This is a genomic window from Clostridium sp. MB05 (genome assembly GCF_046581255.1).
Taxonomy (GTDB): domain Bacteria; phylum Bacillota; class Clostridia; order Clostridiales; family Clostridiaceae; genus Clostridium.
In genome coordinates, this window is record NZ_CP174370.1 from 959,685 (window position 1) to 975,222 (window position 15,538).

At 27.7% G+C, this 15,538-nt stretch carries 17 protein-coding genes; 15 read left to right on the plus strand and 2 right to left on the minus strand.

Annotated elements, in window-relative coordinates; translation table 11 throughout:
* Positions 1–145 precede the first annotated feature (145 nt).
* The 5 genes from araD to fsa all read left to right on the plus strand — a co-directional run bounded on the left by araD (position 146) and on the right by fsa (position 4,232).
* Positions 146–844: an L-ribulose-5-phosphate 4-epimerase gene (gene araD / locus ACH36K_RS04640; protein WP_322412498.1), complete on the plus strand. Its 699-nt coding sequence runs from the start codon at positions 146–148 to the stop codon at positions 842–844.
* Positions 845–863: 19 nt separating this feature from the next.
* Positions 864–1,727, plus strand: coding sequence for an L-ribulose-5-phosphate 3-epimerase (locus ACH36K_RS04645; protein WP_411169790.1), 864 nt, complete (start codon positions 864–866; stop codon positions 1,725–1,727).
* A 1-nt stretch (position 1,728) separates the two neighbouring features.
* A complete protein-coding gene (locus tag ACH36K_RS04650; protein WP_411169791.1) occupies positions 1,729–2,538 on the plus strand; it encodes a transketolase in 810 nt (269 codons plus the stop codon).
* A 9-nt stretch (positions 2,539–2,547) separates the two neighbouring features.
* Positions 2,548–3,471 (plus strand): transketolase family protein, encoded by a 924-nt coding sequence (locus tag ACH36K_RS04655; RefSeq protein WP_411169792.1) that lies wholly within the window; start codon positions 2,548–2,550, stop codon positions 3,469–3,471.
* Between the two features lie 116 nt (positions 3,472–3,587).
* On the plus strand, positions 3,588–4,232 hold the full coding sequence (fsa, locus tag ACH36K_RS04660; RefSeq protein ID WP_411169793.1) for a fructose-6-phosphate aldolase: 645 nt from the start codon (positions 3,588–3,590) through the stop codon (positions 4,230–4,232).
* Positions 4,233–4,303: 71 nt separating this feature from the next.
* Here fsa and ACH36K_RS04665 read toward each other — a convergent pair whose 3' ends face one another.
* Entirely contained in the window at positions 4,304–5,146 is an 843-nt protein-coding gene (locus tag ACH36K_RS04665; protein WP_411169794.1) for a Cof-type HAD-IIB family hydrolase, read from the minus strand.
* A gap of 187 nt (positions 5,147–5,333) precedes the next feature.
* On the opposite strand from ACH36K_RS04665, the gene ACH36K_RS04670 reads away from it, so the two are divergent.
* Entirely contained in the window at positions 5,334–5,888 is a 555-nt protein-coding gene (locus ACH36K_RS04670; RefSeq protein ID WP_411169795.1) for a sigma-70 family RNA polymerase sigma factor, read from the plus strand.
* 134 nt (positions 5,889–6,022) lie between these two features.
* On the opposite strand, the gene ACH36K_RS04675 is transcribed toward ACH36K_RS04670, so the two are convergent.
* Entirely contained in the window at positions 6,023–6,595 is a 573-nt protein-coding gene (locus ACH36K_RS04675; protein WP_411169796.1) for a sigma-70 family RNA polymerase sigma factor, read from the minus strand.
* Between the two features lie 344 nt (positions 6,596–6,939).
* On the opposite strand from ACH36K_RS04675, the gene ACH36K_RS04680 reads away from it, so the two are divergent.
* The 9 genes from ACH36K_RS04680 (at position 6,940) to ACH36K_RS04720 (ending at position 15,538) form a co-directional block, all read left to right on the plus strand.
* On the plus strand, positions 6,940–7,659 hold the full coding sequence (locus tag ACH36K_RS04680) for a CpsB/CapC family capsule biosynthesis tyrosine phosphatase (protein ID WP_411169797.1): 720 nt from the start codon (positions 6,940–6,942) through the stop codon (positions 7,657–7,659).
* A gap of 744 nt (positions 7,660–8,403) precedes the next feature.
* Positions 8,404–9,078, plus strand: a complete 675-nt coding sequence (locus ACH36K_RS04685) for a YveK family protein (RefSeq protein WP_411169798.1) — start codon at positions 8,404–8,406, stop codon at positions 9,076–9,078.
* 9 nt (positions 9,079–9,087) lie between these two features.
* Positions 9,088–9,741: a CpsD/CapB family tyrosine-protein kinase gene (locus tag ACH36K_RS04690; protein WP_411169799.1), complete on the plus strand. Its 654-nt coding sequence runs from the start codon at positions 9,088–9,090 to the stop codon at positions 9,739–9,741.
* A 22-nt stretch (positions 9,742–9,763) separates the two neighbouring features.
* A complete protein-coding gene (locus tag ACH36K_RS04695) occupies positions 9,764–10,537 on the plus strand; it encodes a tyrosine-protein phosphatase (protein WP_411169800.1) in 774 nt (257 codons plus the stop codon).
* A gap of 48 nt (positions 10,538–10,585) precedes the next feature.
* Positions 10,586–11,245 carry a sugar transferase gene (locus ACH36K_RS04700; RefSeq protein ID WP_411169801.1) on the plus strand — a complete coding sequence of 220 codons (660 nt, stop codon included), beginning with the start codon at positions 10,586–10,588 and terminating at the stop codon, positions 11,243–11,245.
* A gap of 18 nt (positions 11,246–11,263) precedes the next feature.
* Positions 11,264–12,394, plus strand: a complete 1,131-nt coding sequence (gene wecB / locus ACH36K_RS04705) for a non-hydrolyzing UDP-N-acetylglucosamine 2-epimerase (RefSeq protein ID WP_411169802.1) — start codon at positions 11,264–11,266, stop codon at positions 12,392–12,394.
* 14 nt (positions 12,395–12,408) lie between these two features.
* The gene (locus ACH36K_RS04710; protein WP_411169803.1) at positions 12,409–13,638 is read left to right on the plus strand and encodes a nucleotide sugar dehydrogenase; all 1,230 of its coding nucleotides are present in this window, start codon (positions 12,409–12,411) and stop codon (positions 13,636–13,638) included.
* Between the two features lie 72 nt (positions 13,639–13,710).
* The gene (locus ACH36K_RS04715; RefSeq protein WP_411169804.1) at positions 13,711–14,469 is read left to right on the plus strand and encodes a WecB/TagA/CpsF family glycosyltransferase; all 759 of its coding nucleotides are present in this window, start codon (positions 13,711–13,713) and stop codon (positions 14,467–14,469) included.
* Complete coding sequence (locus ACH36K_RS04720; protein ID WP_411169805.1) at positions 14,459–15,538, plus strand: glycosyltransferase family 4 protein; 1,080 nt, start codon at positions 14,459–14,461, stop codon at positions 15,536–15,538. Before ACH36K_RS04715 ends, ACH36K_RS04720 begins: the two co-directional genes overlap by 11 nt.

Consider the following 15,538-nt stretch of genomic DNA (forward strand, 5'->3'; position numbering starts at 1 on the left):
AATTAAAAAGTTCTATACCTCTAAATTTAGGGGAAAAATATTAAAATAAGAATAATAAAATAAATGATGTGTCTTAATATTCGTTAGAAATGGATGTAGTGTTCTATCAAATCTTATAACTACATCATAAAGAGGAGGAATATTTATGCTAGAAGAACTAAAAAAAGAAGTTTATAAAGCAAATATGCTTTTGCCAAAATATGAATTAATTACATTCACATGGGGAAATGTATCAGCAATAGATAGAGAAAAAGGCTTGATAGTAATAAAACCATCAGGTGTTGAATATGACGAAATGAGTCCGGAAGATATGGTTGTAGTTGACTTAGATGGAAATGTTGTAGAAGGAAAGTACAAGCCTTCATCAGATACTCCAACACATATAAGACTTTACAAAGAGTTTAAAAATATAGGAGGAGTAGTTCATACACATTCAAGATGGGCAACTATTTTTGCACAAGCTGGAAAGAGCGTAATACCATATGGAACTACTCAAGCAGATTACTTCTATAATGAAGTTCCATGTACTAGAGATATGACTTCTGAAGAAATAGCTAATAACTACGAATACAACACAGGAGAAGTTATAGTAGAAACATTCAAAAACCTAAACCCAGATTTTATACCAGGAGTTTTAGTTAAAAATCATGGACCATTTACTTGGGGAAAAAATGCAAATGAAGCAGTTCATAATGCAGTAGTTTTAGAAGAAATTGCAATGATGGCATGGAACACTGAAATCTTAGGTGGAACCTATATAAAGAAAATGCCTCAAGAGCTTATTGATAAACACTTTATGAGAAAACATGGCCCTAATGCATATTATGGACAAACTTCTAACTAAAAGCTAAGGAGGTATATATATGAGCTTTGAATATACATTAGGCTTATACGAAAAATCAATGCCTAATACATTAAGCTTCAAAGAAAAATTACAATGTGCTAGAGAATGTGGATTCGATTATATGGAAATAAGTATAGATGAAACTGATGAAAAACTAGCAAGACTTGATATGACTAAAGAAGAAAGATTTGAAATAGTAAAGGCTATGTTTGAAGTTGGACTTCCGATAAGAACAATGTGCTTAAGTGGACATAGAAAATATCCTTTAGGAAGTTTAAATGAAGAAACAAGAAATAGAGCCTTAGAAATAATGGAGAAAGCAATAGACCTAGCTTATGACCTTGGAATAAGAGTAATTCAAATAGCTGGCTATGATGTTTACTATGAAGAAAGCAACGAAGAAACAAAAGAGCTTTTCATAAAAAATCTAGAAAAATCAGTAGAAATGGCATCAAAAAAAGGAGTAATTCTAGCCTTTGAAACTATGGAAACAGATTTCTTAAATACTGTAGAAAAAGCAATGGAATACGTAAATTTAGTAAACTCACCGTATCTTCAAGTTTATCCTGATTGTGGTAACGTAACTAATGCTGTGTTAAATACAGAAAGAACAGCTAGTGATGACTTTAAAATAGGAGCAGGACATTTAGCAGCAGTACATCTTAAAGAAACAGTTCCAGGAAAGTTTAGAGAAATACCATTTGGAACAGGTCACGTAAATTTTGAAGATATAATAGAAACTTCATTAAACCTAGGAGTTAGAAAATTTACAGCAGAATTTTGGTATGTAGGAAATGAAGATTGGAAAGAAGTTATAAAGAACACAAGAAAATTTATGGATATAAAATTCAAAAGTGCTCTAAGTAACAAAGGGGGAAAGTAACTTGAATAAAGATTATTTAATAGAAGTATCTAAAGAAGTAAGAAAAAATATTATTAATATGATTCACAGTGCAAAATCAGGACATCCAGGTGGTTCCTTATCCTGTGCAGATATAATGACATACTTATTCTTTGAAGAAATGAGCATAGATCCTGAAAATCCGAAGATGGTAAATAGAGATAGATTTGTTTTATCAAAAGGTCATGGAGCACCAGCTTTATATAGTGTACTTGGAGAAAAAGGTTTCTTTGATAAAAGTGAATTTACTGGACTTAGAAAAATAGGAAGACTCCTTCAAGGACATCCAGATTCTAAGCATATCCCAGGAGTAGATGTTTCAACGGGATCTCTTGGTCAAGGTATATCAAATGCAGTTGGAATGGCTTTAGGTTTAAAATTAAGCAACCAAGAAAGCAAAGTTTATTGCTTGTTAGGAGATGGAGAAATACAAGAAGGTTTAGTATGGGAAGCTTCAATGTGTGCAGCTCATTATAAATTAAATAATTTAGTAGCTATATTAGATTATAATGGCTTACAAATTGATGGTAAAAATGATGATGTAATGACTATTTCTCCAGTAAAAGAAAAATTTGAAAGCTTTGGATGGACTGTAATTCCATGTGATGGACATGACTATGATTCTATAGATGAAGCTTTTAAAAAAGCAAATGAAGTAAATGGACCAGCTATGATTATAGCTAAAACAGTTAAAGGTAAAGGCGTAAGCTTTATGGAAAACCAAGCAGGATGGCATGGACAAGCACCTAATGATGAACAACAACAATTAGCTATAAAAGAGCTAGGTAACTAGGAGGTTAATATGGGAAAAGCAACTAGAGAATCTTATGGAGCAGCACTGGCAGCTATAGGCAGAAAAAACGAAAATATAGTGGTTTTAGATGCTGACCTTTCAAAATCAACAAAAACAAATATATTCTTAAATGAATTTCCAGATAGATTTTTTAATGTAGGAATAGCAGAGCAAAATTTAATGGGAGTAGCAGCAGGATTAGCTAATGTAGGAAAAATACCATTTGCAAGTACCTTTGCTGTATTTGCAACGGGACGGGCTTTTGAAATAATAAGAAATTCAATTTGTTATCCAAAGATGAATGTTAAAATAGCAGCAACTCATGCAGGAATAACAGTTGGAGAAGATGGAGGCTCTCATCAATCTATAGAAGATATAGCATTAATGACTTCACTACCTAATATGACAGTAATAGTACCAGCTGATGATAAAGAAGCAATGGAAGCAGTAAAAGCAGCAGCAAAAATGAATGGACCAGTATACTTAAGATTTGGTAGATGTACAACACCAGACTTATATGATGAAAATTATAAATTTGAAATAGGAAAAGGATCACTTTTAAAAGAAGGTAATGATATAACTATTATTGCTACAGGTATGATGGTTGCAAAAGCTTTAGATGCAGCTAAAATCCTAGAAGAAGAAGGAATAAATGCAAGGGTTATAAATATGGCAACTATAAAGCCAATAGATGAAGAAATAATTATAAAAGCAGCTAAAGAAACAAAAGGAATAATAACAGCTGAAGAACATTCTATTATAGGTGGACTTGGAGATACAGTAAGTGCAGTAGTTTGTAAGAACTCTCCAGCAAGAGTAGAAAAAGTAGGAATAAATGATGTTTTTGGAGAGTCAGGAACTCCAGATGAATTAATGGAAAAATATAAACTAACAGCAGAAGAAATAGCTTCAAGAGCTAAAGAAATATTATAAAATAACATGTTTAATAAAACAGTATAATTAACATTATAAATTGCCATAACATAGCTAGAGTATAAGATGATTAATCTACAAAATAAAAATGGCAAAGCCTTAGGAGGAGTTAATATATGAAAATTTTTATAGATACAGCTAATGTTGACGAAATAAGAAAAGCAAGTAAGCTAGGAGTACTAGCAGGAGTTACAACTAATCCATCTTTAATAGCAAAGGAGGGAAGAGATCTAAAAGAAGTAATAGAGGAAATATGTGAAATAGTAGATGGCCCTATAAGTGGAGAAGTTATATCTTTAGAGCATGAAGCTATGATTAAAGAAGGAAGAGAATTATCAAAACTTCATAAAAACATAGTAATAAAAATTCCTATGTGTGAAGAAGGATTAAAAGCAGTTAGTGTTTTATCAAAAGAAGGAATAAAAACAAATGTAACATTAATATTCTCTCCACTACAAGCCTTACTTGCAGCAAGAGCAGGTGCATCTTATGTAAGCCCATTCTTAGGTAGATTGGATGATATAGGAAACCCAGGAATAAACATAGTTAAAGAAATAGCAGAAATGTTTAAAATACATAATATAAATACAGAAATAATATCTGCTAGTGTAAGAAATCCAATGCATGTTTTAGAATGTGCATTAGCAGGATCACATATAGCAACAATTCCATACAATGTAATAGTCCAAATGACAAAACATACATTAACAGACATAGGAATAGAAAAATTCTTAAAAGACTACGAAAATATGAATAAATAAAAAGTATAGGCTATATCACTTAGAGTTGATATAGCCTTTTTGAAATTTTATGTAAATTTATCTAATATCCCTTACTGTCCTAAAACAAACTTTTCAATGGCTTTAGCAACGCCATCATTATCATTAGTATCAGTTACAAAATCTGCTATATCCTTAACCATTTGAAGCCCATTTCCCATTGCAACTCCAAGTCCAGCAAACTTAAGCATTGAAATATCATTTTCAGAGTCACCTATGCACATAATTTCTTCACTTGGTATATGAAGAGAATCAGCTAAGTAAGCTACAGCATTTCCCTTAGAAACATTTCCAATCATTATTTCAAAATTATTTGTACCAGAGCTAACTATGTGAAGTTTATCCTTGTAAATTGATTGAAGCTCTTCTTTAGCTCTCCAAAGCTTCTCTTTATTTTCATCTTCGACGATTATTATCTTGAGAAGGTTACCTTCAAATTCATTTATAGCAGATATAAAATCTTCACTTACTATAAAATTAACCTTTTTTCCTTCAGGTAAATCCTTATTCATAGTTTTATAAGCATGGCCTTCAGGGATTTCAGCATCTCTAATAAAAGTATTCCAACTATTAGAGTTAACAATTAAATCATGTTTTTTAATAATTTTATAAATGTCGATTAACATATCTTTAGGGATAGGACATTCAAGTATAGGGTCATCTTCATACTTATTTTTAATATAAGCACCATTAGAAGCTATAACAGGGGTATCAATCCCAAGTAAATCAGAGTAATATCTTGCAGAGCAAAAAAGTCTTCCAGTAGTAACAGCTATATTAATACCCATTTCTTTAGCTTTTTTTAGGGCATTCTTATTTTTTTCACTTACTTCATGTTTACTATTAAGTAAAGTACCATCCATATCTATGCAAATTAGTTTAATATTTTGCTTCATATATAAAATCCTCCTAGTAAAAATATAAGTTTAAAAAACTCTTTATCACTAGTATAATCTAAAATTCAAAAAAATAAAAATTTTATTAAAATAAAGCATTCTGTCATAAATTGCGATAATAATATGTGGAACAACGAACGTGTGTTTGATATAATTTAATTGTAATAAATTTGAGGGAGATGAATTTATGAATCAATTAATCAAAAAAGCTAAACAAGGGGATAAAAAAGCAATGGAAGAAATACTAAATAGTTTTGAGCCATTAGTTTACAAAACTTCAATTAGCTACTATATATACGGCTGCGATACAGAAGATATTAAACAAATAACAAGGCTTACAATAATTAAATTAGTAGATAAGTTTAACATTGACTTAAGTGAATCCTTTTCGGCTTATGTACAAAAGGGAATAAGAAACCAAATGTATAAAGAAATAGAAAAGGCTACTAAAAAATACTATGACAATAAATTGAATAAAGAAATAGTCTCCTCAATAGATATAAAAGAAATAGTAGATAAAAATACTAATATAACTGAAGATTATATAAAAAAAGAATTAAGAGAAAGTTTATATAATGTTATAGAAAAACTAAAATCCAGTGAAAAGGCTTTACTTAACTCACTATATGTAAAAGGAATAACCTTAAAGGATTACTCAAAAAGTCAAAATATTGAATATCATAAAATGAGATACATGAAGGATAAAATAATAGAAAAATTAAGAAAGGAAGTAGTTATTTAAAGTATAATTTTTTTAATTTTTATGAAAGTATAAAAGTTTAAAGTTTTTAAAATGTGATTACAAGTGTGGAGAGTAATTTTATGGTGACTTGGAGCGAAGCGACGGAACAAAGAAAATTACTCTCCTCACTTGTATTAATACACATTAAGCGTTATACTTTTTAATTTATGAAGAGCTCTCTTTTTTAAGCAACTACAATAATAATAATCTTTGTCCTTTAAAATACTGTACTTAGAAAGATTTGGTTTTTTATTAGATATATAAAGAAATTCAATTAACTCCCTTTCCTCAGGATCTAAATAATCTAAAGCTAAATATAGCCTTTCATATAAAATATCATTAATTACATCTTCTTCAGGGTTAGTGCCTGCATCTAATATACTTTCCCCTAACTCATAACCATCATCAGTAGTTTTATTTAAACTAAACTCATCATTATATTTAATTTCCCTTCTACAAATATATCTAAAACCATTTTTAATTGCCCAAAGAGCATAAGAAGGAAAACTACTAGCCTTTTTAGATAAATCAAATTTATTTATAGCATTAAGTAAATTTACAATACCAATTTGAATAAGATCATCAAAGGATTTGTTCTTAAGATAAATTCCTTTAGCTTCTTTTATTATTAATGGATAATACATTTTTATTATTTCTTCCTTTGCAAAAGAATCCTGATTTTTTGCTTTCTTTAATAAATCCTCCATAAAATTCTTCTCTCCTTTAATATAAAAATTTATTTCATTAAATAAATATCCTAAAAAAATATTTTTTGAGAAAAAATTTTAAAAAAATATTTAGTTAAAATAATACAAAAAAATGGAAATTTACTCCAAATACATTAATCTAGTTATAAACAATATTAAATAAGGGAATAAAAATAATTAAATATATGCTAATAGAGTATATATTAACTAGATTTGAACTAATATTTAACATTAAATATATAAATTTACTATTAACCTGTCTAAAGCTGTAGAAATAAAATTGTGGTTTAAAGAAAATTTTAAATCTATAATTAAAATATGATATATGGGAGCGGGGGGATAAAATGTTATTTGCAAATTTAATTTTTAAGGATTTAGTTATACGAGGAGAATTTAAATCAACATGTTTACTTAAAAAAATAGATGAAGCAATTAAGTGTAATATAAAAAGATTAGTTTTAGCACCAGCATATTATGATATAGAAAGTAAAACAAGTATAGATGAAGTTAATAATATTGTAGAAGAGTTAAACGCTTACTTAAAAGCTAAAAATATAGATTTAACATTATATTCAGCTAATTTATTAAGAGATAACTATGAAAATGTAAAAGACTATATAAGTGGGGATGCAGGAGGTATAAATAATAGTAACTATATTTTGCTTGATGTTGAAGAATCTAATAAAATAGATGAGCTTTTAGAAATAGTTTTTGAGTATAGGTTACGTAATTTAGTGCCTATAATAGTTAGTCCAGAAAAAATAGAAGAAATAATAGAAGATAATAAAAAGATAGATAAGCTTTTAGAAGAAGATTGTCTTTTTCAATTAGACCCAGGAAGTTTACAGGGGATTTATGGGAAAAAGGTTCAAAAAGCAGCAAAGGCTTTAATAAAAAAAGATGTATATCAATTTGTTGGATTTGAAGAGAAAATAGAAAAAGAATTTATAGATAGGCAGGTAATAGATTTAAGCAAAAAAAGTTTATTTATTTTAAAACCTGAAGGTTCAGGAACTAGAAAACCTTTAAGAGATTCTAAAAAGAAAAAAGGTTGGATTTTTTAAATAAGGGTTAGATTTTTTAATAAGATATTCAGTAAAGGTCTGAATATCTTATTTTTATGCAATAAAATAGATGAAATTTAGAAAACTATAGAAGTAATGTATATTCATCTGTAAAATGTATATTTATTAAAAAAATATTATATTATTAGAAAAACAAATTGCGATACGACAAAAAAATACATTTAATAAAAATCAATTAAATAAAATTAAAAACTAAATTTAAGTATGATGAAGTATAGGTAATGTTTTTACAATTAAAAGAGTTTACAAGCAAGGAAAATACACGATTTTGCATAAAAAATATACATAATTTTAATTTTTATCAACAAAATATATAATTTTATTAAATAAAAATTCATAAAAAATTTAATAAAAGTGATATTAAAAAACTACATTAATGTCGAAAGGTTTAAATTATCTAAATATGTAGATAATTTTTAATGAAAAAATCATAACAAAATAGTGTATTTATGGTATAATTTTATATTGTTGAATAAGTTTATAGAAGGAATAATAAATTTTATGCGAATAATTATGTTAAAAAATGGTATAATTATAAAAAATAATATTAAATTAATAAATCAGATAAAATACATATTTAATTAAGTGATATATAAGGGAGTTTAAATAGAAAATTAAATAATAGTAAATTTTATATTTAATTTAAATGTTAAAACGTGTAAAAATATACGATTTAATGTTATAATAAGCCTGTAATGTAATTATGGTTTAGGAGGAATTTAATTGGAAGAACAAGTAATAAGATTAGACGAATTATTTGAAGCCTTAAAAAAGAGATGGTTAATGATATTTACAATTACAATAATAGCTACAGTAATAGTAGCTGCGTTAAATTTTTTTGTAATAAAACCTAAATACGAGGCCTCTACAAAAGTGTTTATAGGTAAAGAAGGAGAAAATCAAGCTTATAATCAAAATGATGTTCTTATGTATCAAAAGCTTATGAAAACATATTCTGAAGCAATAAAAACTAAGGATTTAGTTTCAAGAAGTATAGATAATACAAGTTTTAATTTAAAGCCAGAAGGAGTTTTAGCAAATTTAACTGTAGTACCAGTTGCAGATACACAAATACTACAAATTAAATATAAAAGCACTAATCCTCAAGAAGCAAAGGAAGTTATAAGCGAAATAACAGATGAATTTATAAAAACATCTAAAGATTTAGTTCCAAATGGAAATATAAAAGTAATAGAAGAAGTTCAGTTCCCAGAAAAGCCAGTAAGTCCAAATAAAAAGCTCAATATAGCAATAGCATTTTTACTTGGATTAATGGTAAGTGTAGGCTTAGCATTTTTATTAGAATTTTTAGATAATACATTTAAAACTAAAGAACAATTAGAAAGAGAGTTAGATATTCCAGTAATTGGTGTAATACCTAACGTTAAGGAGCTTTAGGAGGACAATATGTTTATAGTAGAAAAAGAACCAAAATCTATAGCGGCAGAAACCTATAGAACTTTAAGAACAAATATACAATACTCATCCTTTGATAAAGAATACAGAGTAATAATGGTTACAAGCTCAGAGCCAGGCGAAGGAAAGTCAACTACTTCAGGAAACCTTGCTTTATGTTTAGCTCAAGGAGATAAAAAGGTTATATTAATAGATTGTGATTTAAGAAAGCCTTCAATACATAAGAAATTTAGAATTTCAAACATAATAGGTTTATCAGATGTAATTATAGGAAAAGAAGATTTAACTACAGCTATGCATAGATATAATAAAAATTTAGTAATTTTAACTTCTGGTAAAATACCACCAAACCCATCAGAAATGCTTTCATCAAAGTCAATGACTAATTTAATAGAAAATCTTAAAGAAAACTTTGATTATATAATTTTAGATACACCACCAGTACAAGCTGTCACGGATTCACAAATTTTGTCAACCAAAGCAGATGGAACAATTTTAGTAGTAAGAGCAGAAAAAACAAAAAAAGATTCAGTTCAAAATGCAGTTAGTCTTTTAAAGAAAGTAAATGCACATGTTATTGGAACAGTATTAAATGGAGTAGATAACTCAAGAAATAAATACTATTATTATTACGGAGAAAAATAAATATTATAAAGGCGGGTTAAATATGGTAGATTTACATTCTCATTTAATTTGGGAAATTGATGATGGATCTAAATCTAGGGAAATGACCTTAAATATGTTAAAAAAGGCAATTGAGGGAGGGACTACAAAGATAGTTTCTACCCCACACTTCCTGCCTGGATATTACGAGGCTCCCCTAGAAGAAGTGAAAAAAAGAATAGAAGATGTAAAAAACTTAGCCAAAGAGGAAAATTTAAATATTGATATATATTATGGACAAGAAGTATATTACTCATCAAGCTTATTAGAAAATTATTATAATGGATATATAGGAACCATAAATGATTCAAGATATATGCTAATTGAATTTAATATGAGAGATTTTTCTATTAAAGAAGCAGTTGAAAATATATATGAGTTACAACTTAAGGGAATAGTACCAGTTATAGCCCATCCAGAAAGATATCAAAAATTTATAAAAAATCCTTCTTTGATAAATGAGTTTATAAAAGAGGGATTTCTTTTTCAAGTAAATATGGGAAGCATAACTGGAGACTTTGGTAAAGATGTTAAAAAAACAGCTGATATGTTTTTGAAAAATAAGATTTATAGCTTTATAGGTTCTGATGCTCATAGAGATACAAAAAGAAACACAGATATGAGAAGTGGAACTGAAGCTATAAAGAATTTAGATAAAGATTACTTTAATTACTTAAAAGCTTCAGGAGAAAAGCTTATAGAGAATGAGGAAGTTAAGTTTAATGGAAGCTTAATAAAAGAGAAAAAGGGGCTTTTTGGTATGTTTAGTATAGGTTAATTAAATAAATAATTTATATATTAGGTGTGAAGGGGTTGAGAATGGAAAATGGAAAGAATTCAGATTGAAAATGAAGAGATAATTGAAATAGAAAAAAAAGAAAGTGCTTTATACGAAATATCAAAAAGATTTATTGACATTATAGCTTCATTTTTAGGATTGACTATTCTAAGTCCAGTCCTGTTAATTGTGGCTATTTTAATAAAACTAGAATCTAAAGGCAAGGCTATATTCTCACAAAAACGTATAGGATTAAATGGAAAAGAATTCAAAATGTATAAGTTTCGTTCTATGGTAGAAAATGCGGAAGAGCTAAAAGTAAATTTAGCTAAAGAAAATGAAATGTCAGGACCTATGTTTAAAATAAAAAATGATCCTAGAGTTACTAAAGTAGGCAAGTTTATAAGAAAAACAAGTATAGATGAACTTCCACAATTAATAAATATATTAAAGGGAGAAATGAGTTTAGTGGGACCTAGGCCAAGCCTTCCAAAAGAAGTAGAAAAATTTGAACCGTGGATGTTAAAAAGATTAAGCGTAAAACCAGGTTTAACATGTTACTGGCAAGTTTCAGGGCGAAACAATATAGATTTTTACGATTGGATGAATCTTGATTTACAGTATGTAAATGATAGAGGTTTTTTACTAGACTTAAAATTAATATTCCAAACATTTTTTGTTTTGTTTGGGGATAAGAATGCTTGTTAAGGGAAGGAGAAATAAACTATGCAAAAAATAAGAGTGCTTAGTGTTTTTGGAACTAGACCCGAAGCTATAAAAATGGCTCCTCTAGTAAAAGCATTAGAGAAGGATGATATATTTGAATCAATAGTTTGTGTAACAGCTCAGCATAGGGAAATGCTAGATTCAGTTTTAGATATATTTAATATAAAGCCACAATATGATTTAGATATAATGGCTCATGGACAAACGATAGTTGATATTTCAAATAAAGTCCTTAATGGTGTAGATGAAGTAATTAAAAAATGTAGTCCAGATATAGTACTTGTTCATGGAGATACATCAACAACTTTAAATGGAGCTTTAGCTGCATTTTATAACAAGGTGCCAGTAGGACATGTTGAAGCTGGACTAAGAAGTTATGATATATACTCTCCTTTCCCAGAAGAAGCAAATAGGAAATTAACAGGAGTTATTACAAACCTTCATTTTGCACCAACTAAAACAAATGAAAGTAACTTACTTTCAGAAGGCATAAGTAATGAAAAAATTTATGTAACAGGAAACACAGTTATAGATGCTTTACTTAGTGTAGTGAATAAGAATCATATATTTGAAGAAAATGCTTTAAATAAGATAGATTTTGAAAATAAAAAGGTAATATTACTAACTACTCATAGAAGAGAAAATTGGGGAGAACCAATGGAAAATATATTTAAAGCTATTATTAAGTTAATAGAAAATAATAAAGCGGTAGAAATAATATTCCCAATGCATAAAAATCCATCAATTAGAGAATTAGCACATAAATATTTTGATAGTTATAAAGGGAAAGTACATTTAATTGAGCCTTTAGAATATGTTGAGTTTACTAATTTAATGAGTAAAGTTTATTTAATAATGACTGACTCTGGTGGAATACAAGAAGAAGCTCCAGCACTTGGAAAGCCGGTCATCGTGTTAAGAACAGAAACAGAAAGACCAGAAGCTGTTGAATCTGGTACTGTAAAGCTAGCAGGAATTGAAAAAGAAATAATAGTAAGTACTGCAAATGAATTAATAAATAATGATGAAGCTTATAAAATTATGGAACAAGCTACTAATCCTTATGGTGATGGTAAAGCTTGTGAAAGAATATTAGAAATATTAAAGCATAAATGTGACATTAACAATTAAAGGGGGAAGTGCAAATGAATAAATTAAATATTATAGGATTAGGATATATAGGATTACCAACAGCGCTTATGTTTGCATCAAATGGAATAGAAGTAGTTGGTACTGATTTAAATAAAAAGTTAGTTGATACTTTAAATAAGGGGAAATTAACTTTTGAAGAAGAAGGTTTAGAGGAAGTATTTAATGTAGCTGTAAATAATGGTATTAAGTTTCAAGCTGAATATGAAAAAACTAATAGATATATAATTACAGTTCCAACACCTTATATTAAGAAAACAAAACAAATTGATGCAAATTATGTTGTTTCAGCAGTAAAACAAGTATTAGAAGTTTGTGAAAATGGAACAATTCTTGTTATTGAATCTACAATATCTCCTGGAACAATAGATAAATTTGTTAGACCTATAATAGAAGAAAGAGGATTTGTAATAGGACAAGATATACATTTAGTGCATGCCCCTGAAAGAATAATACCAGGAAAAATGGTTTATGAGTTGGAAAATAACTCCAGAACTATTGGAGCAGATTCAAGAGAAGTAGGAGAAGAAGTTAAATCCTGGTATAAGTCGTTTTGTAAAAATGAGATTGTTGTTACAGATATAAAGACTGCTGAAATGAGTAAAGTAGTAGAAAATACTTTTAGAGATATAAATATAGCATTCGCCAATGAGTTAGCGAAAATGTGTGATAGAGAAGGTATGGATGTTTATGAATTAATCAAAATAGCTAATAAGCATCCAAGAGTTAATATACTTCAACCAGGTCCGGGAGTTGGAGGACATTGTATATCAGTAGATCCATGGTTCTTAGTTGGAGATTACCCTGATATAGTTAATGTTGTGTTAGGTGCAAGAGAAGTTAATGATGGAATGCCTAAATATGTATTTGATAAGATACATAGAATAATGAAAGAAAATAATATTAAGGATTATTCTAAAGTAGGATTATATGGACTAACATATAAGGAAAATGTTGATGATTTGAGAGAGAGTCCAACATTACAATTATTATCTATATTTGATAAGTATAATATAGATAACATCAAAGTTTATGATCCTCTTGTAAAAGAAAAAAAGTTTGAAAATCAAGTAATGGATATGGATACTTTTTTAACGGAAACAGAGTTAGTTATTGTTTTAGTAAGTCATGATGAAATTAAAGATAATCAAGAATTGTTGAGTGAAAAAGTTGTTTATGATACTAGAAATATTATTAATATAGGAAAGAAAATCTATAAGATATAGAAACTATGAAGGGAACATTAGGATAAAATATTAGAATTAATGGTTAATATTTTATTCTAATTAAGAATTCTTATGAAGAAAAGAGTAAGGTTTTTAAATACATATATAGATGCTTTAACGATGGAGCAAACTTTAGAACAAATAGAGGATTCTATTAAGAATAGAAAGTGTATCCAGCACGTGGTTATTAATGCAGGTAAAATTAATTTAATGCAAAGGGATGAAGAATTAACCAAAATAATTAATGAGTGTCCAATAATAAATGCCGACGGACAATCTATAGTTTGGGGATCAAAAATTTTAGGAAATACTTTACCAGAAAGAGTTGCAGGTATAGATATATTTACAGAATTAATTGAAATATCGGCTGAAAAGGGTTATAGACCATATTTTTTTGGAGCTACAGAAGAAGTAGTAACTGAAGTAATAAGAAAGTTTGAAGAACAATATCCTAAGCTTAAAATAGCAGGTTATAGAAATGGATATTTTAAAGATGAGGAGTCTAAAAGTATTGCAGAAGATATAAGAAAATCTAATGCTGATATATTATTTGTGGCGTTTAGTTCACCTAAAAAAGAGTTCTGGATAAGAGATCATATGGAAATAATGCAAGTGCCATTTGCTATGGGAGTTGGAGGTAGCTTTGATGTTATAGCTGGTAAAACAAAAAGAGCACCTAAATGGATGCAAAAGTATGGTCTAGAGTGGTTTTACAGATTTATTCAAGAGCCACGAAGAATGTTTAAAAGATATATAATAGGTAATTTAAAGTTTGTTATATATATAATAAACTTTAAATTTACAATGAAAGGGATTTTACATGGAAGATAAGATTAAAATTATATATATATATCCTAATTTAAATATAGGTGGAGCACAAAAAGTTATATTAGATTTAATGAATAATTTAGATGAAAATAAATTTGAAATACATTTAATTTGTAATGGTGGTAAGTTTTTAGAGTATGTTAATAAAAATATAAATATTCATAATTTAAAGATAGATAATAAGAAAAATATATTAAAATCCATTTTTCAGATAAAAGAAATAATAAAAAAAGAGAAAATAAATATAATTCATTCACACCATAGATATACTACATTTTTATGTAGAATGGCAAAAATGAATTCTAATTTACAAGTAGTTCATTCAGAACATAATGTGTTTCCAAGTAAAAACTTTATTAATTTAAGAGGAAAAAATATTATTTCTGTATCACAGAGTGTAAAAGATAATTTAATTAAGCATGGCGTAAAAGAAAAAAATATAACTGTTATATATAATGGTATAGACGAAAAAAAATATATAAATGCAAAAAAAATAGATTTAAAAAAAGAACTTAATATAGAGGGCTTTACTTTTGGATTTATAGGAAGATTAAGTGAACAAAAAGGTATAAGATATATGTTAGAGGCATTCAAATCTATTGTTAACGAAAAATATGATTGTAATCTTGTACTGATAGGTGATGGGGAATTAAGAACAGAAATTAAGAATTTTATTGAAGTGAATAAATTAGAAAAAAATATATTTATGACTGGATTTAGAAATGATATTATAAACATAATCTCCTCTTTAGATATGTATATATTACCATCAATATTTGAAGGATTTCCAATGACTAATATGGAGATAATGATTAATTCAAAATCATTAATAGCAACAGATGTAGGAGGAAATAGAGAAATAATAGATAATAATTTCAATGGATATATAGTTAGCTCTAAATCGGTGGACGATATATTAAATAAAATGATGTTTGTTTTAGATAATAAGCAAATTTTAGATGAATTAGGGGTAGAAGCGAAGTCTAAGGTTCTAAGTCAATTTACTTTGACTAATATGATTAAAAATCATATTAGTTACTACTTAGAATTACTTAAAATAAGTGAGGCATGA